22 protein-coding genes and 2 tRNA genes are annotated in these 21,043 nt (G+C 33.5%); 23 read left to right on the top strand and 1 reads right to left on the bottom strand.

Going from position 1 to position 21,043, the window contains the following annotated elements; genetic code table 11:
• Position 1 precedes the first annotated feature (1 nt).
• The 21 genes from FYJ58_RS02310 (at position 2) to FYJ58_RS02210 (ending at position 16,608) form a co-directional block, all read left to right on the top strand.
• A complete protein-coding gene (locus FYJ58_RS02310) occupies positions 2 to 1,348 on the top strand; it encodes a lanthionine synthetase C family protein (RefSeq protein WP_154516671.1) in 1,347 nt (448 codons plus the stop codon).
• A 145-nt stretch (positions 1,349 to 1,493) separates the two neighbouring features.
• On the top strand, positions 1,494 to 2,222 hold the full coding sequence (locus FYJ58_RS02305) for a LytR/AlgR family response regulator transcription factor (RefSeq protein WP_154516668.1): 729 nt from the start codon (positions 1,494 to 1,496) through the stop codon (positions 2,220 to 2,222).
• A gap of 5 nt (positions 2,223 to 2,227) precedes the next feature.
• Entirely contained in the window at positions 2,228 to 3,532 is a 1,305-nt protein-coding gene (locus tag FYJ58_RS02300) for an ATP-binding protein (protein ID WP_154516665.1), read from the top strand.
• Positions 3,533 to 3,647: 115 nt separating this feature from the next.
• A complete protein-coding gene (locus tag FYJ58_RS02295; protein ID WP_235912530.1) occupies positions 3,648 to 3,812 on the top strand; it encodes a cyclic lactone autoinducer peptide in 165 nt (54 codons plus the stop codon).
• Between the two features lie 10 nt (positions 3,813 to 3,822).
• Entirely contained in the window at positions 3,823 to 4,404 is a 582-nt protein-coding gene (locus FYJ58_RS02290; RefSeq protein WP_154516662.1) for an accessory gene regulator B family protein, read from the top strand.
• A gap of 346 nt (positions 4,405 to 4,750) precedes the next feature.
• A complete protein-coding gene (gene infC, locus FYJ58_RS02285; RefSeq protein WP_154516659.1) occupies positions 4,751 to 5,245 on the top strand; it encodes a translation initiation factor IF-3 in 495 nt (164 codons plus the stop codon).
• Positions 5,246 to 5,309: 64 nt separating this feature from the next.
• Positions 5,310 to 5,507, top strand: coding sequence for a 50S ribosomal protein L35 (gene rpmI, locus FYJ58_RS02280; protein ID WP_154516656.1), 198 nt, complete (start codon positions 5,310 to 5,312; stop codon positions 5,505 to 5,507).
• 32 nt (positions 5,508 to 5,539) lie between these two features.
• Positions 5,540 to 5,899, top strand: a complete 360-nt coding sequence (rplT, locus tag FYJ58_RS02275) for a 50S ribosomal protein L20 (protein WP_154516653.1) — start codon at positions 5,540 to 5,542, stop codon at positions 5,897 to 5,899.
• A 140-nt stretch (positions 5,900 to 6,039) separates the two neighbouring features.
• Positions 6,040 to 6,111: transfer RNA gene (locus FYJ58_RS02270), tRNA-Asn, on the top strand.
• Between the two features lie 29 nt (positions 6,112 to 6,140).
• Positions 6,141 to 6,224: transfer RNA gene (locus tag FYJ58_RS02265), tRNA-Leu, on the top strand.
• A 222-nt stretch (positions 6,225 to 6,446) separates the two neighbouring features.
• Positions 6,447 to 6,926, top strand: coding sequence for a GNAT family N-acetyltransferase (locus FYJ58_RS02260; RefSeq protein ID WP_154516651.1), 480 nt, complete (start codon positions 6,447 to 6,449; stop codon positions 6,924 to 6,926).
• Complete coding sequence (locus tag FYJ58_RS02255; RefSeq protein ID WP_154516648.1) at positions 6,926 to 7,441, top strand: ATP-binding protein; 516 nt, start codon at positions 6,926 to 6,928, stop codon at positions 7,439 to 7,441. Before FYJ58_RS02260 ends, FYJ58_RS02255 begins: the two co-directional genes overlap by 1 nt.
• 197 nt (positions 7,442 to 7,638) lie before the next feature.
• Entirely contained in the window at positions 7,639 to 8,202 is a 564-nt protein-coding gene (locus FYJ58_RS02250; protein WP_154516645.1) for a GNAT family N-acetyltransferase, read from the top strand.
• Between the two features lie 260 nt (positions 8,203 to 8,462).
• Positions 8,463 to 8,756, top strand: a complete 294-nt coding sequence (locus tag FYJ58_RS02245) for an ArsR/SmtB family transcription factor (RefSeq protein ID WP_154516642.1) — start codon at positions 8,463 to 8,465, stop codon at positions 8,754 to 8,756.
• The gene (locus FYJ58_RS02240) at positions 8,753 to 9,748 is read left to right on the top strand and encodes a permease (RefSeq protein WP_154516639.1); all 996 of its coding nucleotides are present in this window, start codon (positions 8,753 to 8,755) and stop codon (positions 9,746 to 9,748) included. The genes FYJ58_RS02245 and FYJ58_RS02240 overlap by 4 nt, the downstream gene beginning before the upstream one ends.
• 12 nt (positions 9,749 to 9,760) lie before the next feature.
• Positions 9,761 to 10,108, top strand: a complete 348-nt coding sequence (locus tag FYJ58_RS02235) for a thioredoxin family protein (protein ID WP_154516636.1) — start codon at positions 9,761 to 9,763, stop codon at positions 10,106 to 10,108.
• 31 nt (positions 10,109 to 10,139) lie between these two features.
• On the top strand, positions 10,140 to 10,562 hold the full coding sequence (locus tag FYJ58_RS02230) for an arsenate reductase/protein-tyrosine-phosphatase family protein (protein ID WP_154516634.1): 423 nt from the start codon (positions 10,140 to 10,142) through the stop codon (positions 10,560 to 10,562).
• Positions 10,563 to 10,635: 73 nt separating this feature from the next.
• Positions 10,636 to 12,225 (top strand): peptide chain release factor 3, encoded by a 1,590-nt coding sequence (locus tag FYJ58_RS02225; RefSeq protein ID WP_154516631.1) that lies wholly within the window; start codon positions 10,636 to 10,638, stop codon positions 12,223 to 12,225.
• Between the two features lie 92 nt (positions 12,226 to 12,317).
• On the top strand, positions 12,318 to 12,926 hold the full coding sequence (locus FYJ58_RS02220; RefSeq protein ID WP_154516628.1) for a cytidylate kinase-like family protein: 609 nt from the start codon (positions 12,318 to 12,320) through the stop codon (positions 12,924 to 12,926).
• Between the two features lie 338 nt (positions 12,927 to 13,264).
• Complete coding sequence (gene gltX / locus FYJ58_RS02215) at positions 13,265 to 14,734, top strand: glutamate--tRNA ligase (protein WP_154516625.1); 1,470 nt, start codon at positions 13,265 to 13,267, stop codon at positions 14,732 to 14,734.
• Between the two features lie 32 nt (positions 14,735 to 14,766).
• Positions 14,767 to 16,608 (top strand): ATP-dependent helicase, encoded by a 1,842-nt coding sequence (locus FYJ58_RS02210; protein WP_154516622.1) that lies wholly within the window; start codon positions 14,767 to 14,769, stop codon positions 16,606 to 16,608.
• Positions 16,609 to 16,773: 165 nt separating this feature from the next.
• Here FYJ58_RS02210 and FYJ58_RS02205 read toward each other — a convergent pair whose 3' ends face one another.
• Complete coding sequence (locus FYJ58_RS02205; protein WP_154516619.1) at positions 16,774 to 17,133, bottom strand: DUF1292 domain-containing protein; 360 nt, start codon at positions 17,131 to 17,133, stop codon at positions 16,774 to 16,776.
• A gap of 176 nt (positions 17,134 to 17,309) precedes the next feature.
• On the opposite strand from FYJ58_RS02205, the gene FYJ58_RS02200 reads away from it, so the two are divergent.
• Together FYJ58_RS02200 and FYJ58_RS02195 are read left to right on the top strand one after the other, a co-directional pair.
• A complete protein-coding gene (locus FYJ58_RS02200; RefSeq protein ID WP_154516616.1) occupies positions 17,310 to 19,676 on the top strand; it encodes an ATP-dependent DNA helicase in 2,367 nt (788 codons plus the stop codon).
• A 123-nt stretch (positions 19,677 to 19,799) separates the two neighbouring features.
• A complete protein-coding gene (locus FYJ58_RS02195) occupies positions 19,800 to 21,029 on the top strand; it encodes an HD domain-containing protein (RefSeq protein WP_154516614.1) in 1,230 nt (409 codons plus the stop codon).
• Positions 21,030 to 21,043: the final 14 nt, after the last annotated feature.

Raw genomic sequence — 21,043 nt, 5'->3', positions numbered from 1 at the left:
TGTGAATTCGAATCGGGATAATCAAGGACAACTAGATATTACAAACATAGTCAAACAAATAGGATTGGAGCTAGTAGATTATGAGCGAATATTATCCATACTTGGAAAAGAGAAAAATATCAGAGTATTAAATGGAATCCAATATAAACCATGGGAAGAAATGACATTAAGTCATGGGATACCGGGATTATGCATGCTTTATGCAGAGTTAAATGAACGATTTCCAAAAGAAAATTGGAATGAAATTGGACATCAATATTTAGAAAAGGTAGCTCTAAATTTAAGTGAAACGGGAATACAATCTATTTCTATGTTTTCCGGAGTCGCAGGTATCGGATTGGCTGCAGTAAGTTTGTCTGAAAAATTTCAGAATTATAAAAAATTTCTGTTTAATATAAATCATTTTTTATTAGAACGTTTTTTTTACTATATTGAAAATATCACATTTAACCATGGAGCATTTATAAGCTTTTATGATGCAATTGAGGGAATCACAGGTATTTTAAACTATTTATTAATTTATAAAAAACAGGATGAGTATTATAAAGGGATAGAAAAAGGGATTTCTGCGTTACTTGAGCTTAGCAGAACAATTGTAGTTCAAGGTGAAAACGTTCCGGGATGGTATGTACCAAGTAAGTATCAGTTTAGTGAGATAGAAAGTGAAATTTATCCAAATGGAAACTTTAATACAAGTTTGTCCCATGGAATTGCCGGGCCAATGACTGTTCTTTCTAAAATGATACTTGAGGGAATAGAAATAGAAGGGCAGAAAGAAGCAATCAAACGGATGGCAGACTTTTTGTTAGAATTTAAGTCATTTGATAAAAATAGAGTTTTCTGGAAAGGACAAATAAGCTTTGAAGAATATAAGGAGCATGTTGTTTCTGAAAAAAATGTGATTCGAAGAGATGCGTGGTGTTATGGAACCCCAGGAATCTGTTATGCTCTCGTTTGTGCCGGCAAAGCGTTGCAGGATAAACAGTTAATTGAGAGTTCCTTAAAAATATTGAAGGATTCGATAGGAGATATAAGAGGAATTTTTTCACCTACTTTTTGCCATGGATATGCGGGAGTTTATCAGATTCTATTGTCATTAGAGGAACTAATAGGAAAAGAATATTTTATAGGAGAGAAGATTCAGTTAAAGAAAAAAATTTATGAATTTTATAAGAAAGATTATATTTATGGATTTTATAATGTCGAGATTGATGATAAGAATGGAAAATTGAAAGATTATGATTCAATTGGTTTTTTAGATGGTTGTATCGGGACTTGTCTTGCTTTGCTGGACGGGGAAGGAAAAAATAGGAACGGATATTGGAAATATGCATTTCAGTTACAATAGTTTTTACTAATACAGTTTGACAATTGGAATAATACACCCTGATTCTTGAAATTTTTGTAAAATAATGCTATTATAAAAAACAGCGTAGAATTATGAAGACAAAATTGATAAGAGTATGTTGAGAAGAATATAAGAGGGTGGAATTATGTTTAAAATTGCTGTTTGTGATGATGATTGTATTATTACATCGAAAGTAGAAACATTATTATTGGAACTTGCAAAAAAGAAAGGTATGGTAATTGAGGTAGATATCTATTTTGATGGAAGTACTTTAGCAAGTGCAATAGACAGAGGAGAGAGTTATGATTTAATTTATTTAGATATTGAAATGACAAAGCAGGATGGAATTACTACGGCAAAACAAGTTCGTAAAAAGGACCAGCAGGTATTACTGATTTACATTTCCAGCCATGAAACCTATTGGAAGGAATTATTTGAGGTAGAGCCGTTTCGATTTCTCAGTAAACCAATTGATATTTCATTATTTGAGGATTATTTTTATAAAGCACTTGATAAAATAAGTCAAAAGATGTTATATTTTACATTTTCTTTTAGAAAACAAATGAATCGGGTAAAAATAGGAGATATTTGTTATTTTGAGAGCAAAGGTAGAATTATTTATGTAGTGTTGAAAGACAATACAAAACGATTTTATGGAAAATTAAATCAAGTGGAAGCTGAATTAGAAAAAATGAAAGTTCCATTTTTAAGAATTCATCAGTCATATCTTGTTAATTGTATGTGGATACAAACATTTTCTTTTACACAAGTTATTTTAACAGACGGGACAGTATTGTATATTAGTGAAGAACGTCAGAAGGCAATACGTAGACAATATTGTATTCTTTTAAATAATGAAGAACTTGTGGAGTAGAAAGTATGATAATGAATCTGATTTTAGAAATAATAGGTATTTACATAGTAGCAGCTTTTTTTCATATAGTATTTGAGGGGAAGAGCCAAAGTAAATTAAAGCAGTGTGGAATTTGGCTTATGTATTTTTTATTACAAATAACTTGGAAATATGTAGGCAGAACTCCATTTCTAAATCTTATCTATAACTTTTTTTGTATTTCTTTTGTAGCATTTTTCATGTATGAGGGAAAGTCAAAAAGAAAATTAATTTTTTCTTTACTTCTTTGTATTTTTTGGATGGCAGTAGAACTGATCATAGGATTTGGGTTCCGAATTTTAGATATTGATTGTAAAGAGATGGAGTTAATTGGTTCAATTTGTTCTAAATTTTGCATGATTTTATTTATTAAAATTTTATCCAAATATTTTCGGAAGAAAAGGCATTATGATATATCTTTAAGACAGTGGGTTGGTTTAGTTGCTGTTCCAATGAATGGAATATTTATAATTCATACTATTTTTTTATTAAACAGAGACAATGCTTCTTATTTTTCTATTATTATGTCAATAATTTCTTGTATTATGATTTTAATATCAAATTTGATTTTATTGAAAATATACGATAAGTTAGCAGAAGATTTAGAGGTAAAAAGGGCAAATTTGCTGTATTCACAGCAACTTACTTTGTATAAAAGACATTCTTTAGAAAGAGAAGAAACAATGCTTCGCTTTCGAGCTATTCGTCATGATATGAAAAATCATTTTATTTATATGCATGAGTTACTTGAGCAGAAAAAGTACAATCGTTTACAGAATTATATAGAGCGGATTATGCAAATGGATGAGTATTTCAAATATGAGATATGTAAAAGTGGAAATATATTAATTGATTCGTTGATTAATTATAAATATGAAATTGCTCAAAAAAATGAGATACCATTTGAACTTCAAATAGAGGTTTTTAATCAACTTCCATTTGAAGATGGAGACATATGTATTATATTGGGAAATGCTTTAGATAATGCAATGGAGGCAGTATATAAGGTAGTGAATACAGAAGAACGGTTTATTAAAATATCAATCTTATTTCGTAAAAATGTTTTGATGCTTTCTATTCGCAATTCTTATAATGGTGAAATCAAAGAAACGAAAGAGGGAAGCCTTATAACAGAAAAGAAAGATTACAAAAATCATGGTATAGGAATTCCATCTATGAAAAGGGTAGTTAGCAAGTATAATGGAGAATTTATGTATCAATATGATGAACATGTATTTGAACTGAATATTTTGTTGTATGTACCAGAGGAAAAATTACTTGTACATCCGTAAATATTACATATAAAAAGAATTGGATTGTTTTTGGATATAATAAAGACAGTTCAATTTTTTGCTTTGTTGAACAGAATAGTTATTTAGATATCAGATTGAATAAGGAGGAAATTAAATGAGGGAAAAATTAATGAATAAGTTGATGAAGAAAGGAATTGCGGTAACTGCATTGTCTAATATGGCATTATTATTTTCCGTTATTGCAGCCAGAAGAAATTGTATGTATATTTTCCACCAGCCTAAGATGCCAAAAGCTTTAGAAAAATATAAGAGAAGCTAAGGAAAATGTTATGGAGAAAATGGCAAAGTGGCTTACATATTATATAGCTCAAAAAACTTGTTTGGATAAAGAGGAAAAAGAAGTTTACTGCTATGGATTCCAAGTTGGATTAGAGGTTATTTTAAATACAGTTATTAGTATTTTTTTATCTATTTATATTGGAATGCTTTGGCAGTGTATTTTATTCTTTATGTTTTTTATTCCACTTCGTTCTTATGCTGGTGGAATTCATGCGAGAAGATATCTAAATTGTCTTCTCGCGTCTTGTTTATCATTAACAGTTATCTTAGTTATGGTGAAATATATAACAATTCCATGGAAATTATCGACAATGATTAGCTGTGTATGCTGGGGAATTCTTTGGTTTCTGTCACCGGTAGAAGGAGAAAACAGAACATTAAATATAGAAGAAAAAGTATGTTACCGAAAGAAGGTAAGATGGTATATAAGTATACTTATAGTGCTGGAAGTCAGCTTTATATTATATCAGGGAAATAAAATAGTTATGCTTATCACACTAGCATCGGTTGAAGCTTGTTTTAGTCAGATATTGGAGTTGCTTCGAAAAAATAATCTGCACAAAAAAATATAAAATAGATGTAAAATTTATCGAGAATTTATTTCATATGTTTTTGGTAAAAAAATTAAGAAAAGTAATTGACATTTAGTAAAATGTAGTATATACTGGATGTTGTTGTGAGTAGAAAACAAAGCAGAGTATCCACTCTCACCTTAGCATCGAAGCTATAAGAAAGCTTTTTAAGATGACTTGGGTTAATATCAAACAATTGTGGTGCAATCAAACAAACCATAAAGGTTGATCTTGACATGTGGATAGGAGCTGCTATCCACTTTTTTTGTGTGGAAAGAGAATACTTGCAAAGAACAGGGAAAGTAAAGACATAGATATATGGAGGTGCACTACTATTAGCGATTTAATGATTAACGAACAGATTCGTGACAGAGAAGTTCGTGTGATTGGAGAAGACGGAGAACAACTTGGAGTAATGTCATCAAGAGATGCAATGAAATTAGCAAGAGAGGCAGAGCTTGATTTAGTAAAGATTGCTCCAACAGCAAAACCACCAGTATGTAAGATTATTGATTACGGTAAGTACAAATACGAACAGACCCGTAAAGAAAAAGAAGCAAAGAAGAAACAGAAAACAACGGATGTAAAGGAAATTCGTTTATCACCGAATATTGATGTGAATGACTTGAATACAAAAGCAAATCAGGCAAGAAAATTCCTTACAAAAGGTGATAAGGTAAAAGTTGCACTTCGTTTCCGTGGTCGTGAAATGGCACATATGGGAATGAGCAAGCAGATTCTCGATGATTTCTATTCAAAATTGGAAGATGTAGCAGTGATTGAAAAGCCTGCTAAATTAGAAGGTAGAAGTATGATAATGTTTTTAGGAGAAAAACGTTAACATAGAGAACGGGTTTCGAGAAGGAATCCGAATATGGATGATTATATATAAGGAGGAAATAGACATGCCAAAATTAAAAACAAAAAGAGCTGCAGCTAAGCGCTTTAAAGTAACAGGAACAGGAAAGTTAAAAAGAAATAAAGCATATAGAAGACATATTTTAACAAAGAAATCTGCTAAAACTAAGAGAAATCTTAGAAAAGCAACAACTGTTGATTCAGCAAACGAAAAGGTAATGAAGAAAGTATTACCATACCTATAATTAGTAGAAGTTTTAAAGGAGGGACATAGACAATGGCAAGAGTTAAAGGCGGATTAAATGCTAAAAAGAAACATAATAGAGTATTAAAATTAGCTAAAGGTTATAGAGGTGCTAGATCCAAACAATACAGAGTTGCAAAACAGTCTGTAATGAGAGGTCTAACGACAGCATTTGCTGGTAGAAAAGAAAGAAAGAGACAATTTAGACAATTATGGATTGCTCGTATTAATGCAGCAGCTAGAATGAATGGTCTTTCTTACAGCAAATTTATGTATGGTCTTAAATTAGCAGATGTTCAGGTAAACAGAAAGATGTTATCTGAAATGGCTATCAATGATCCAGAAGGATTTAAAGCTTTAGTTGAAGTTGCAAAAGCAAAAGTAGCAGCTTAATCAATTATATTATTAGTATTATCAGGTTGATAGGACAAGCTTCACAGAGGACGTATTTGTTCCTTTGTGAAGTAATATATAATAAAAAAGAAAAATACACTTGACAAATTCTAAGTAAAAGATTATAATAGCTTTTGTATTCCTCGATAGCTCAATGGTAGAGCACACGGCTGTTAACCGTGGGGTTGTAGGTTCGAGCCCTACTCGGGGAGTTTCTTATGTAACTAATTACATATAGAATGCGGGAGTGCTGGAATTGGCAGACAGGCAAGACTAAGGATCTTGTGTTCGTCAGAACGTGTGGGTTCAAGTCCCATCTCCCGCAGTAAGTTGAAAGATGAAGAAACCTTTATGGCTAAAGGTTTCTTTTTTGGTATTTACACTGTTTGAACACGTTATTTAATTTGGTATCAATATTAGAAACTGAGTTGACATTTAAGTTGTTAAGATAGTAGATATTTCTTTTTAATTATAGCACCAGATGGCCGGATAATTGGAGAGAGTGTAATTAATGAAATTGATTTTGAATTTGACGAGGTAACGCATTATGCTTCTTAGAATGTATAATACTTCTGATTGTGAGTTTTTAGCAGAATTATTTTATCAGACAGTTCATAATGTAAATGCCAAAGACTATACAAAAGAGCAATTAGATGTATGGGCAACTGGCAATGTGAATTTGAATGAATGGGATAAATCTTTTTTGGCACATTTTACGATAGTTGCTATCAAAAATGAGATTATTGTAGGTTTTGGAGATATTGATAAAACTGGATATCTTGACAGATTATTTGTCCATAAAGATTATCAAAGACAAGGTATTGCTTCTGCTATCTGCGATGAATTGGAACAACGGGTCAATGCAAATAAAATAATAACACACGCTTCTATTACTGCTAAAACGTTCTTTGAACAAAGAGGATATAGAGTAATTAAAGGACAACAAGTTATTAAAAATGGAATTTCTTTGACGAACTATGTAATGGAGAAACAAAAAAATCTAATTTATGTAAATGGAAGAGAATAATGATTATTTTAATTACAGGAGCATCACATACAGGAAAGACTGCTCTTGCTCAGAAATTACTTGAAAAATGTAAATTTCCCTATTTATCAATAGACCATTTAAAAATGGGTTTAATTCGAAGTGGAAATACAGAACTTACTCCAATGAGTGATGATGCAGACCTTACAGATTATTTATGGCCAATTGTTTGTGAAATGATTAAAACTGCAATAGAGAACAAGCAGAATCTTATTATTGAGGGGTGTTATATTCCCTTTGATTGGTCTAAGAATTTTGAAAAGGAATATCTTGATAACATTAGATACTATTGTCTTGTAATGAGCGAGGACTACATAAGAAATCACTTTGCGGACATAAAGAGATATGCAAGTGTTATTGAAAATCGTTTAGATGACGAAGGGTGTACTTTGGAAAGTGTGTTAAAGGATAATTCTCACATTTTAGAACTTGCTATAAATCATAATGTAAACTATGTGCTTATTGATGATAAGTATGAAATTGATATTAATTTATAACGACGACTTCTAGTTTGGTAGATTGCTTAAACATAATGCGGAGAGATTTTTGTTACTTTTGAAAACCAATGATAGAATGATTATTAAAGATAAATCGGCATCGCCTGAACTTTTTAGAGTGATAGATGCTTTTGGGCTGAAGGGTAAGAAGATGGTAAAAAACAGAAAAATCGAATTCAATGGGGAGAATTAGAATTATGAATGCAAATGTTGATTTGACAAATGTGGTGCTTGAAACAGATAGGTTAATAATTAGAGAATGGAAAGAAATAGATTTAGAAGACTTTTATGAGTATGCGAAAGTGGATGGGGTTGGTCAAATGGCTGGGTGGAAGCCTCATACATCAATTCAAGAATCAAAAACAATTTTGGAGATGTTTATCAAAGAAAAACATACATTTGCTTTAGAACAGAAAGATAATCATAAAGTAATAGGATCTTTGGGACTTGAAGAAATTAGTTTTTCGTTAAACGAAGAATATGATAATTTTGTAGGTAGAGAAATTGGCTACGTTCTTAGCAAAGATTATTGGGGTAGAGGATTAATGCCGGAAGCAGTTAATAGGGTAATTAAGTTCTGCTTTGAAAATGAAAAGTATGATTACTTAATGTGCAGTCATTCTGTTGTAAATAATCAATCGAAAAGAGTTATTGAAAAGAGTGGATTTCGATTTGTAAAAGAAAACATGCGGGTTACCAGAAATGGGGATGAAAATATTTTCTTGTATTATGTATTGGACAATCCTACTAAAATGAAATAGATAGATTTTGACTTATAATGGCATAAAAATTGTTTGAAGAACAAATTTTTTAGAAAGTAAGAGTCTGTATAATTGAAATGGGTTTAAAAAACTGCAAGTTAGAATAAACTTATGGAAAAATCAACTAGGTGAATTACAATCTTCGCTCGATTATGAACTGTATCGAAGGGATTTTATATTTTTTACAAAAACACATTGACAATCATCTATGTATATATTATTGTAGATACATAGATAAAAATCAATGTGAGGTGATAAAAATGAATGTACTTGATGTAACCGCAATCTGCAAAGCATTAGGAGATTCTAACAGATTACAAATCGTACAAATGCTATCGAATGGTGAAAAGTGTGGATGTGAATTATTGGAAACCTTTAAAATCACGCAGCCAACACTATCGCACCATATGAAAATTTTGTGCGATTGTGGACTTGTAAACGACAGAAAAGAGGGAAAATGGCATCATTACTCTTTGAGTTGTGAAACACTTAAAGGATTTAAGGACTACATTGAAAATCTGTCATGTGTAAAAGAGGGGCGTGACTGTCTATGATATGGGAGTTTATTCAAGAACAAATACTTGGTATGAAATGGCTGAATAATCTGATAGAAAGTGGACTGGAGGGAATAGGGCTTGATATATCTGGGAAACTGGAGAGCAGCATTCAATTTTTTTTGTATGACGTGATTAAAATTACGATACTACTATGTGTGTTGATTTATCTGATTTCTTATATACAGAGCTATTTCCCGCCAGAGAGAAGTAAAAAAATACTTGGGAAATTTCACGGAATCGGTGCTAATTGTATGGCGGCACTTTTAGGAACAGTAACACCGTTTTGCTCCTGCTCATCAATTCCTCTTTTTATCGGATTTACAAGTGCCGGACTTCCATTAGGTGTAACCTTTTCCTTTTTAATTTCATCGCCTATGGTTGATTTAGGAAGTTTGGTGCTTCTGATGAGTATTTTTGGAACAAAGGTTGCAATAATTTATGTAATCGTCGGTTTGATTGTAGCGGTTATTGGTGGTACACTAATTGAGAAAATGCACATGGTAAGGTATGTAGAAGAGTTTATCTTAAAAGCGGATGTGGTTGATATTGACAGTCCAACGCTTTCACAAAAAGAACGCTTATCCTATGCAAAAGAGCAGGCGGCATCTACATTCAAAAAAGTATTTCCGTACATTTTGATCGGAGTTGCGGTTGGTGCAGTAATCCATAATTGGATACCTGAAAAGTGGATTGAAACAATACTTGGAAGTCATAATCTTTTAGGAGTTGTTTTTGCTGTTTTGGCAGGAGTTCCTATGTATGCGGATATTTTTGGTACAGTACCTGTTGCAGAAGCTTTGCTGTCGAAAGGAGCACAATTAGGAACAATCCTTAGTTTTATGATGGCAGTTACAACGCTTAGTCTACCATCAATAATTATGCTAAAAAAGGCAGTAAAACCGAAGCTACTTGGTACTTTCATAGCAATATGTACGATTGGAATTATGATTGTTGGGTATTTATTTAATATATTTCAAAGTTTTATTTAGGAGGGTAAAGAAATGGCATTATTTGGATTAGGTAAAAAGAAATCAGAAAAAGACAGCAGTTGTTGTGAAAATTGCACTTTGGAAACAATGGAACAGACAGAAACAAAAAAGAAGCAACAAGACGTGAAAATATTAGGTGGTGGTTGCGACAAGTGCAATCAACTTGAAGAAGTTACTATTAAGGCACTTTCTGAATTAGGAATGGATACCACGATTGACCATGTTAGAGAATTTGAAAAAATAGCTGCTTATGGGGTTATGACTACCCCTGCATTGGTAGTAGATGGAAAGGTTGTGTCTTATGGAAAAGTTTTAAAAAAAGACGAAGTCATTGATATTTTGAATAAGGTAAGGGTATAGTCATTTATGAAATGAAAGGGAAATTTCTATTATGAGAAAACCAAAAGTAGCATTTATTTGTGTTCATAATTCTTGTCGAAGCCAGATTGCAGAGGCATTAGGAAAGCATTTCGCTTTTGATGTGTTTGAAAGTTATTCGGCAGGAACGGAAACAAAGCCTCGAATTAACCAAGATGCAGTTCGTATTATGAAACAATTATATGGCATAGACATGGAAAAGACGCAGTATTCAAAATTGATTTCCGATATTCCAAAGCCGGATATAGCAATTTCAATGGGATGTAATGTGGGGTGCCCTTTTGTTGAAAGACCATTTGATGATAATTGGGGGTTGGATGATCCAACAGACAAATCGGATAAAGAATTCATGCAAATAATAGAGGAGATTGAAACAAAAATCATTCAATTAAAGAAAGAATTGGAATTATCCCGTCCCTTTGTTTTTTTTCAATAAATCCGTTTCTTGACAAGCTACTGTGTTTTCGATAGAATGAACGGGTGGTTACAAGAAATTAGGAGGAATTATTTTGGCTGACTTAAAGAAAGAGATAGAAAAAAGAAGAACGTTTGCCATCATCTCACATCCGGATGCAGGTAAAACAACATTGACAGAGAAATTTTTATTATATGGTGGAGCAATTAATCTTGCAGGCTCTGTAAAAGGACGTAAGACTGCAAAACATGCGGTATCCGACTGGATGGAAATTGAAAAAGAGAGAGGAATTTCTGTTACCTCTTCTGTTATGCAGTTTAATTATGATGGATATTGTATTAATATATTAGATACACCAGGACATCAGGATTTCTCAGAGGATACTTATCGTACATTAATGGCAGCGGATTCCGCTGTGATGGTAATTGATGGTTCAAAGGGTGTTGAGGCACAGACGATTAAATTATTTAAGGTTTGTGTAATGAGAGGAATACCAATTTTTACATTTATCAATAAAATGGATAGAGAAGCGAATGATCCATTTGAATTAATTGATGAGATTGAAAATGTATTAGGGATTCGCACCTGTCCAATTAACTGGCCAATTGGTTCAGGAAAGAATTTTAAAGGTGTTTATGACAGACAGACAAAAACAATTGCAAGATTCACTGCTGCAAATAATGGGCAAAAAGAAGTGGATACAGTAGAGGTATCTCTTGGTGATGACCGGGTTGATGAGCTGATTGGTAAAGTAAATCATGATATATTAATGGAAGAAATTGAACTGTTAGATGGTGCAAGTGATGAATTTGATATGGAACGGGTACGTGCAGGTAAGCTTTCACCGGTATTTTTCGGTTCTGCATTGACCAACTTTGGGGTAGAAACTTTTTTAAAGCATTTCCTTGATATGACAACATCACCTCTTTCAAGAAAATCGGATATTGGAGAGATTAATCCTTTTAGTGAAGACTTTTCTGCTTTTGTCTTTAAGATTCAGGCTAATATGAATAAAGCACATAGAGATAGAATTGCATTTATGAGAATTTGTTCTGGTAAGTTTGAAGCTGGTATGGAAGTATATCATACTCAGGGAGGAAAAAAGATACGTCTGTCCCAGCCACAGCAAATGATGGCACAGGAGAGAAAACATGTAGAAGAAGCGTATGCCGGAGATATTATTGGAGTATTTGATCCGGGTATTTTTTCAATCGGAGATACATTATGCACCGGCAAGAATAAGTTTGCATATGAGGGAATTCCAACGTTTGCACCAGAGCATTTTGCAAAGGTACGCCAGGTTGATACGATGAAGAGAAAACAATTCATCAAAGGAATTGAGCAGATAGCACAGGAAGGTGCCATTCAGATTTTTCAGGAATATAACACAGGAATGGAAGAGATTATTGTAGGGGTTGTAGGAGTTCTTCAGTTTGATGTATTGAAATATCGTTTGGAATCAGAATATAGCGTTGAAATCCGACTGGAACCATTACCTTATGAGCATATCCGCTGGATTGAAAATAAAGAGATTGATGTAAGTAAACTAAGTGTAACATCGGATACAAAGAAAATAAAAGACTTAAAAGGCAATCCATTACTTATTTTTACTCATCCATGGAGTATTAAAACAGTACAGGAAAGAAATGAAGGATTGGAATTGAGCGAATTTGGCCGTAATTAGAAAAAGTTTTTGCATAATTTGAAAAATATGATATAATTATAACATCAATATAAATAAGAACAGCATGTGCAGTCGCGAATGGGGGCATTGATATGAATAAAATAATTACGATTACCAGACAATACGGAAGTGGTGGTCGGGAAATCGGTGAAAAATTAGCGAAGAAGCTTGATATTAAGTTCTACGATAAAGAATTAATTACAATAGCTGCCAAGGAAAGTGGTTTTGCAGAGGTAGCATTTGAGAGAGCAGAAGAAAAAGCGACAAACAGTTTGTTATATTCGATTGCAATGGGCATGAATGCGTATGGCAGTCAAGATTTTGGATTTTCCAGCTTGTCAATTGATGATCGAATCTTTTTAGCTCAATCCAACATAATTCGTAAAGTTGCCGCTGAAGGTCCATGCGTTATTGTTGGAAGATGTGCCGATTATATTTTGAAAGAAGACCCGAATATGGTAAGTGTTTTCTTACAGGCATCATTAGATTTTAGAATTGACCGCGCAACAAAATTATACGGAATTACAAAAGAAAAAGCAGCAGAGGAAGTTGTAAAGTTTGATAAAAGACGTGCGAATTATTACAATTACCACACAAGTGAAAAATGGGGAAGTATAGGTAACTATGACTTGGTACTTCGTACAGATAAACATTCAATTGAACGAAATGTTGAATTAATTGCAGAATTTTTAAAAGAATAGTGAAATGAAGAGAAGCCGGCCACAATATCTTTTGGATGTAGCCGGCTTTTTTGCTTTATAGGAAAGTTCGTCTCCTATAAAGCAAAAAAGCTCCGTGAGGATGTGCACTGATGCGAAAGGAGTATTGTTGCAAAAAGCATGCAACACGCATCTGGCACGCAAAGTGGAGCAAGTCCCTCATGAGTGAGAGATATAGGGAGTAGAGGTAGACTTGTCCACTTTGTTCAAAAAATGATTTTGGGAACATTGAAAATAATAGGCTTTTGGTATATAATCTAATGAGTTGCGAATTTGCTTTATAAATAAAAAATATATAGAAAGAAAGGTACTGAATAGAAATGGGAAAGATTAGAACGAGATTTGCACCAAGTCCAACCGGACGTATGCATGTTGGTAATTTAAGAACGGCTTTATACGCATATTTAATCGCAAAACACGAAGGAGGAGATTTCCTGCTTCGAATCGAAGATACTGACCAGGAACGGTTTATGGAAGGTGCACTTGAAATTATCTATCGTACAATGGAAAAAACAGGTCTTATTCATGATGAAGGACCAGATAAGGATGGTGGATATGGTCCATACGTACAAAGTGAACGTCAGGCACAAGGACTTTATTTAGAATATGCGAAACAATTAGTTGAAAAGGGAGAGGCATACTATTGCTTTTGTACAAAGGAAAGACTCGAGAGCTTGAAAACTTCTGAAACAGATGAAAATGGAGAGGGAATTGCAAAATACGACAAGCATTGTCTTCATTTATCAAAAGAAGAAGTTGAGAAAAATCTGGAAGCGGGAATTCCTTATGTAATTCGTCAAAATAACCCAACAGAAGGTTCTACTACATTTTCAGATGTAATTTATGGAGATATCACAGTAGAAAACTCAGAATTAGATGATATGATTTTAATTAAATCAGATGGCTATCCAACTTATAATTTTGCCAATGTCGTAGATGACCATTTAATGAAGATTACGCATGTTGTAAGGGGAAATGAATATTTATCTTCTTCTCCAAAATACAACCGTCTTTATGAAGCATTTGGATGGGAAGTACCTGTATATGTACATTGTCCAACAATCACAAATGAAGAACATAAGAAATTAAGCAAACGTAGTGGACATTCTTCTTTTGAAGACTTGTTAGATCAGGGATTTTTGACAGAAGCAATTGTAAACTTTGTTGCATTACTTGGATGGAGTCCTGCAGAAGACAGAGAGATTTTTTCATTAGAAGAATTGGTGGAAGCATTTGATTATCATCGAATCAACAAATCACCGGCTGTTTTTGACATGGTAAAATTAAAATGGATGAACGGCGAATATATGAAAGCAATGGATTTTGATCGCTTCTATTCTATGGCTGAGCCTTATATAAAAGAGGTAATCACAAAAGATATTGATTTAAAGAAAATTGCAGAATTAGTAAAGACAAGAATTGAGATTTTCCCAGATATTAAAGATTTGATTGATTTCTTTGAAGAAGTTCCGGAATATGATATTGAAATGTATCGCCATAAAAAAATGAAAACAACACCTGAAACTTCTTTGGAAGTATTAAAAGAGTTACTTCCAATTTTTGAAGCTCAGGAAGATTATAGCAATGATGCATTATATGCTTCTTTGGTAAAATATGTGGAGCAAAAAGGCTGTAAAAATGGATACGCAATGTGGCCAATTCGTACAGCGGTTTCCGGAAAACAGATGACACCAGGTGGTGCAACTGAAATTATGGAAATTGTTGGGAAAAATGAATCCGTAAAGAGAATTAAAGCGGCAATCTCTAAATTAGAAAATGAATTACAGTAAAGAGTTATAGTAGGAAATATAGGAGATATAAAATGAATTTTAATGGTGCACAGAAAGAAGCCATTGAACATAAGGACGGACCCATGCTTGTATTAGCTGGGCCCGGTTCCGGTAAAACTGCGGTGATTACAGAGCGTGCGAAGCGATTAGTAGAACTGGGTGTAAATCCCAGAAAGGTATTAGTTGTTACATTTACAAAGGCAGCAGCAGTCGAGATGAAACAACGTTTTCTACAAAAAATGAATGGTAGTTATGCTCCTGTGCAGTTTGGAACTTTTCATGCAATCTTTTTTTCTATCTTGAAACATGCATATCATTATTCACCAAATCAAATTATCCGAGTGGAGCAGAAACGGCAATTCTTCCGCGATATTCTATCAAAATATCAACTTGATATACAAGATGAGGCAGAGTTTATTTCTGATTTAGAAAGTGAAATCAGTCTTGTAAAAGGAGAAATGATGCCACTAGAACATTATTATTCGTCTAATTGTGCAGCAGATATATTTCGTGATATTTTAAACGATTACAATACAATGTTACGGCAAAAACATATGCTTGATTTTGATGATATGCTTGTGTATTGTTATGACTTGCTCAGTCAGCGTGGGGATATACTGGCAATGTGGCAGAGTCAGTTTGAGTATGTATTAATTGACGAGTTTCAAGATATTAGTAAGATACAATATGAAATTGTAAAAATGTTGGTAGAACCGCATAGGAATTTGTTTATTGTAGGTGATGATGATCAATCAATTTACCGCTTTAGAGGAGCAAAGCCTGAGATTATGCTTCACTTTGAAGATGATTTTAAAGATACAAAAAAAGTCTTGCTTGATGTAAATTATCGTTCAGGAAAGCCAATTGTAGAGGCAGCACTAAAGGTTGTATCGAATAATGAAAAACGATTTGAAAAGAAAATTTATGCCAATCAAAAAGAAGGAGAACCTGTGTCGGTCGTTGGATTTTCCACAATGAGGGAGCAAAATAAGAGAGTTGTAGAGAGAATTATTACGCTTCATGAAAGTGGGGTACCATATAAGGAAATTGCAATCCTTTTTCGGACAAATTCTCAACCAAGGGCATTAATGGAACTTCTTATGCTTTATAATATTCCATTTTGTATGCAGGATAGTATTCCTAATATTTATGATCACTGGATTGCAAGAGATATAATTAGCTATATTAAGATTGCAATGGGAAACAGAGAACGTAAGTATTTTCTTCGGATTGCAAATCGTCCCAAAAGATACATAAGCAGGGAGGCATTTGAATATCCCGAGGTTTCTTTTGAAGATTTAAGAATTTTTTACCAGGATAAAAAATATATGCTGGATCGGATTGATGACTGGGAATATGATATGGAGTGGTTAAAAGACCAACCACCTTATGCAGCAATTCAATATATTCGAAAAAGTATTGGATACGATGATTATTTGCAGGAATACGCCGATTATAGAAGAATTCGGGTAGAAGAATTATATGAGGTGCTGGATGAATTACTGGAAGGATGCAGACCATTAAAAACATACGAAGAATGGTTTTTACATATGGAAGAGTACAAAAAAGAGCTGGAAGCGCAAAAAAAGCAGGATAAAAAAGAAGAAGACGCTGTTGTTATGGAAACAATGCATCGTTCAAAAGGATTGGAATATGACACGGTATTTATTATTGATGCCAATGAAGGGGTAATGCCACATAATAAAGCATCGGTACAAGCTGATTTAGAAGAAGAAAGAAGATTATTTTATGTTGCAATGACAAGGGCAAAGCGTAAGTTGTATATTTATTATTCAAAAGAGCGGTATAATAAAAAATTAGAGCCGTCTAGGTTTGTATATGAGCTGATAGAAAAAAATCGAGAAAATTTTTGAAATAAAAGTGTAATATATTTCGATAATTGGAATGGGTTCCCATAACAAGTATGTCATCGGTGAACTTGACGGAATTGAAGCCTAAAATAATAGAGTGGTTACATAAAAATATGTAATCACTCTATTATACAATACACTTTACATGTTTTTCACAAAATGACAATTCTATTCTTCGTCTTCGTCAAACATTTCATCAAATTCTTCTGCATCTAAAAATTCATCAAATGCATCCGCTACAGCTTCGTATTCGTCATCTTCTTCGATATTTTGAAGTTCAATTTCTCCGTTTTCTAATTCTTCGAAACGGTATAAATAAACTTCGCCCTGTTCTTCTTCATTTTCTTCATTTAATGGAAGAAGGGCAATATATTGGTGTTCTCCAACAGGGAAGATTGTTAATACTAAACATTCTAATTCGCTTCCGTCATCTAATGTTAAAGTAACTGTCATTTGCTCTTCATGTTCGTGGTCATGTCCACAGCCGCAACCGCAGCCACATTCGTGTTCGTGATTATGTTCACTCATTATAGTACCTCTCTTTATAATTATTGAATAGATATTCTAATATGAATTTAACAGATATAGCAGGAAAAAGCAAGAAAAATATATTGCTTTTATACAGGGGGTATGGGAAGATAGTAGAGAGAGTTGCAAAAAATAATATAGCCTGCAAATAAAGAGAAAGGAGATTTGCGACATGTATGGACATAAAAATGGAACAGCTTATTAAGATATCCGTTCGTAATTTAGTAGAGTTTATTATGCGTTCTGGCGATATTGATAACCGAATAGTTGGCATAGCGGAATTGGATGCAATGCAGGAAGGCAGTAGAATTCATAGAAAGATACAAAAAAGCATGGGGAGAAGTTATCAGGCAGAAGTACCTTTGTCCATTACTGTTCCGGTAGAGCGGGATGGACATCATCTGGAATTTTGTGTCGAAGGAAGGGCAGATGGAATTATTGAGGAAGAAGATGTTACAATTGATGAGATAAAGGCAATCTATATGGACTTGGATTATTTAAAAGAACCAATTGGGATTCATTTGGCACAGGCTAAGTGTTATGCATATATTTATGCGAAAAAAAAGTCGCTTGATAAAATAAAAGTACAGATGACCTATTGCAATATTGAAACAGAAATGAAAAAATATTTTGTAGAAGAATATGACTATAAAGTATTAGAGCAATGGTTTTTACATCTGACAGATGAATATGCAAAATGGGCATGCTGGCAGTATGAGTGGATACAGAAGAGGAACCAGTCGGTTCAGAGAACTCAATTTCCGTTTGCATATCGTAAAGGGCAAAAGGAATTGGTAAAAGGTGTGTATCGGACGATACTGCGCAATAAAAACTTATATATTGAAGCTCCGACAGGAGTAGGAAAAACAATTTCTACCGTTTTTCCTACTGTAAAAGCTATGGGAGAGGGAATTGTCTGCAAGATTTTTTATTTGACTGCAAAGACAATTACAAGAACTGTAGCAGAAGAAACATTTTCAAGATTAATAGAAGAAGGGGCAGAATTAAAATATGTGACAATAACTGCAAAAGAAAAAATTTGCGTTATGGATACGTGTGAATGTAATCCTGTTGCATGTGAGAGAGCAAAAGGGCATTTTGACAGGGTAAATGATGCGGTGTTTGCATTATTAACGGAGCAGAATCAGATTACAAGAGAGTTAATATTAGAATATTCGGAACGGTTTTGTGTCTGTCCATTTGAAATGTGTCTGGATATAACAACGTGGGCAGATGTTGTTATAGGTGATTATAATTATGTATTTGACCCGCACGTAAGTTTAAAACGCTTTTTTTCAAATGAGAAGAAAAATGACTATGTTTTTTTGATTGATGAGGCACATAATCTGGTTGAGCGGGCAAGAGCAATGTACAGCGCAGTTCTTTATAAAGAAGACATTTTAGAAGTACGTCGGCTTGTGAAAGGGTATTCAAAGACATTAGTGAAACGTTTGGATGCCTGTAACCTTGATATGCTGCAGTTAAAAAGACAATGTGACGATTGTAGTATTGTTAATCAGACAGGGAATTTTTATTTGCACTTGCTACGTCTTACCTCCGAGATGGAAGAATTTTTAAAAGAATTTTCTAATTTTGATGAACGGGAAACCGTATTGTTATTTTATTTTGATTTGCGTCATTTTATGAATATCTATGATTATATTGATGATAATTATATTGTTTATACGGATTACAGAGAGGACGGAGCGTTTCGTATTACACTGCAATGTATGAATCCATCCGGTCAGATTCGTTCCTGTATTGGAAAAGGGAGAAGTGCAGTCTTTTTTTCAGCCACGCTACTTCCAATTCAGTATTATAAAGAACAATTAGGCGGCGACAGCGAGGATTATGCCATTTATGCACCATCTCCATTTTCTGAAAAACAAAGACTTCTAATGATTGGAAATGATGTGAGTACGAAGTATTCCAGACGCTCAGATAAAGAGTATCAAAAGATAGCAGAATATATTAATTTATTTGTGAAAGAAAAAGTTGGAAATTATTTTGTGTTTTTTCCATCCTATCAGTTGATGAATGAAATTGCAGAATATATGGAATTATCGGAACAAAAAGAATTATATATTCAAAAGAATTCAATGACGGAGCCAGAGAAAGAAGAATTTCTATCCTATTTTAAAGAAAAACCAACGATGACTAGAATTGGATTTTGTGTAATGGGTGGAATTTTTGGTGAAGGAATCGACCTAAAGAAGGATCGACTGATTGGTGCTGTTATTGTGGGTACCGGACTTCCTATGGTATGTAATGAACGGGAGTTATTCCGTTCCTATTATCAGGAAAGGAAACAAAAAGGATTTGAATATGCTTATTTGTATCCTGGAATGAATAAGGTGCTTCAGGCAGCAGGAAGGGTAATCCGTACAATGGAAGATAAGGGAGCAATACTTTTACTGGATAGTCGTTTTCTGCAAGAAGAATATGTTGCACTTTTTCCGAGAGAATGGTTTCCAAATCTTTTGGTGAACAAAAGAAACATTTGTGAGGCATTGAAAATGTTCTGGAAAGAGGAGAAAAATTAGAAAACTGTATAGAAAAAATATTCTGAATGATTTATCTGTATATAGATTTTATTGAGTTTTTTAATATAACATATTATAATGAAAGAAGAAGTATTAATTTAGGATGGAAAGCGGGGAAAACGAATGCGATTTGTAAAGGCAGAAGATTTAAAGGCAGGAATGAGGCTGGCAAGACCAATTTATAATAAAAATGGTGTTTTGTTATATGAAAGAGATACAAAGCTTACGATGCAGGGAATCTATAGTATCCGTAACTTTGGGCTTATGGGAATCTATATTTTAGAGCCGGCGGAGCCGGTACCTCCTATGAGTCAGGAGGATGTGGAATTTGAACGGTTCCAGACGATGTCGATATTTACATTGCGAGATGCGTTAAAGGCAATTGCCACAGGGAAAAAAGCGATGTCATTAGGAAAATTAGCCAGAGATATTGTCCGGAACTATGGAAATCTTGATCATAAGATTAATTTTATGCAAAACTTGAGAAGTCCAGAAGATGATGTATATAAGCATTCATTGAATGTTGCAATTTTGACCGCCCTTATGTCTAATCGTCTTCAGTTTTCAAGTATAGAAAAAGAGCATGTAGTAACAGTAGCATTAGTTCATGATATCGGAAAGCTTTTGCTGGCCGGAGAAAATGAACGTGGCAAGGAAAGTTATGTACAGGATGATAAAAAGTTATTGAAAAAATCTCATATATTAGGATGCAACTTAATTAATGCAGACTATAATATTGAATCTCAGGTAAAAAGCATTATTGGGCAGACGATTCGTAAGATTGACCATATGGAAGGGGAAAAGAAAATAAATAGCCAGGCAGCGGATATCATTCAAGTTGCATATACATATGATATTCTGACAAGCATGAAATTAAATGAAGAGCCAAAATCAGAAGTGGAGGCAATTCGTTACTTGCAGAAGAAAGAGGATGAATTTAGTCCAATTGCAGTTCGTGCATTAATTGACAGCGTTAATATTCTTTCTGTAGGTGTATGTGTCGAATTAACAAATGGACATCGTGGTTTAGTATTAAATGAAAATAAGATTAATATTTTAAGACCGATGGTTTTAAGTTTTCGAGATAATCAGATTTATGATTTGCAGTATGACAGGGTATTTAAAGAGATGCAGATAAGAGATATTATGAAAACGATGGACAATAGGTTTGTTATTGACCGGGAGCTTGCAGCAGAATACAAGAAAGAAGTTGAAGAACAGAAGAGGAAAAAAGAAGCGGCAGAAAAGGAAAAAAGTGATATGGTATCGAGAGTATTAGAAGACAGTGACATTACGAAGAAGGTAACTGAGCAGGTTCAAAAGCAGAAAGAAACCCTTACAACAGAATGGTAGATAAAAATAAAAAC

The sequence above is a fragment of the Velocimicrobium porci genome (assembly GCF_009696045.1).
In the GTDB taxonomy this organism is placed as follows: domain Bacteria; phylum Bacillota; class Clostridia; order Lachnospirales; family Lachnospiraceae; genus Velocimicrobium; species Velocimicrobium porci.
Note: the sequence above shows the minus strand (reverse complement) of the source record. Positions and strands in the feature narration are given on the sequence as shown.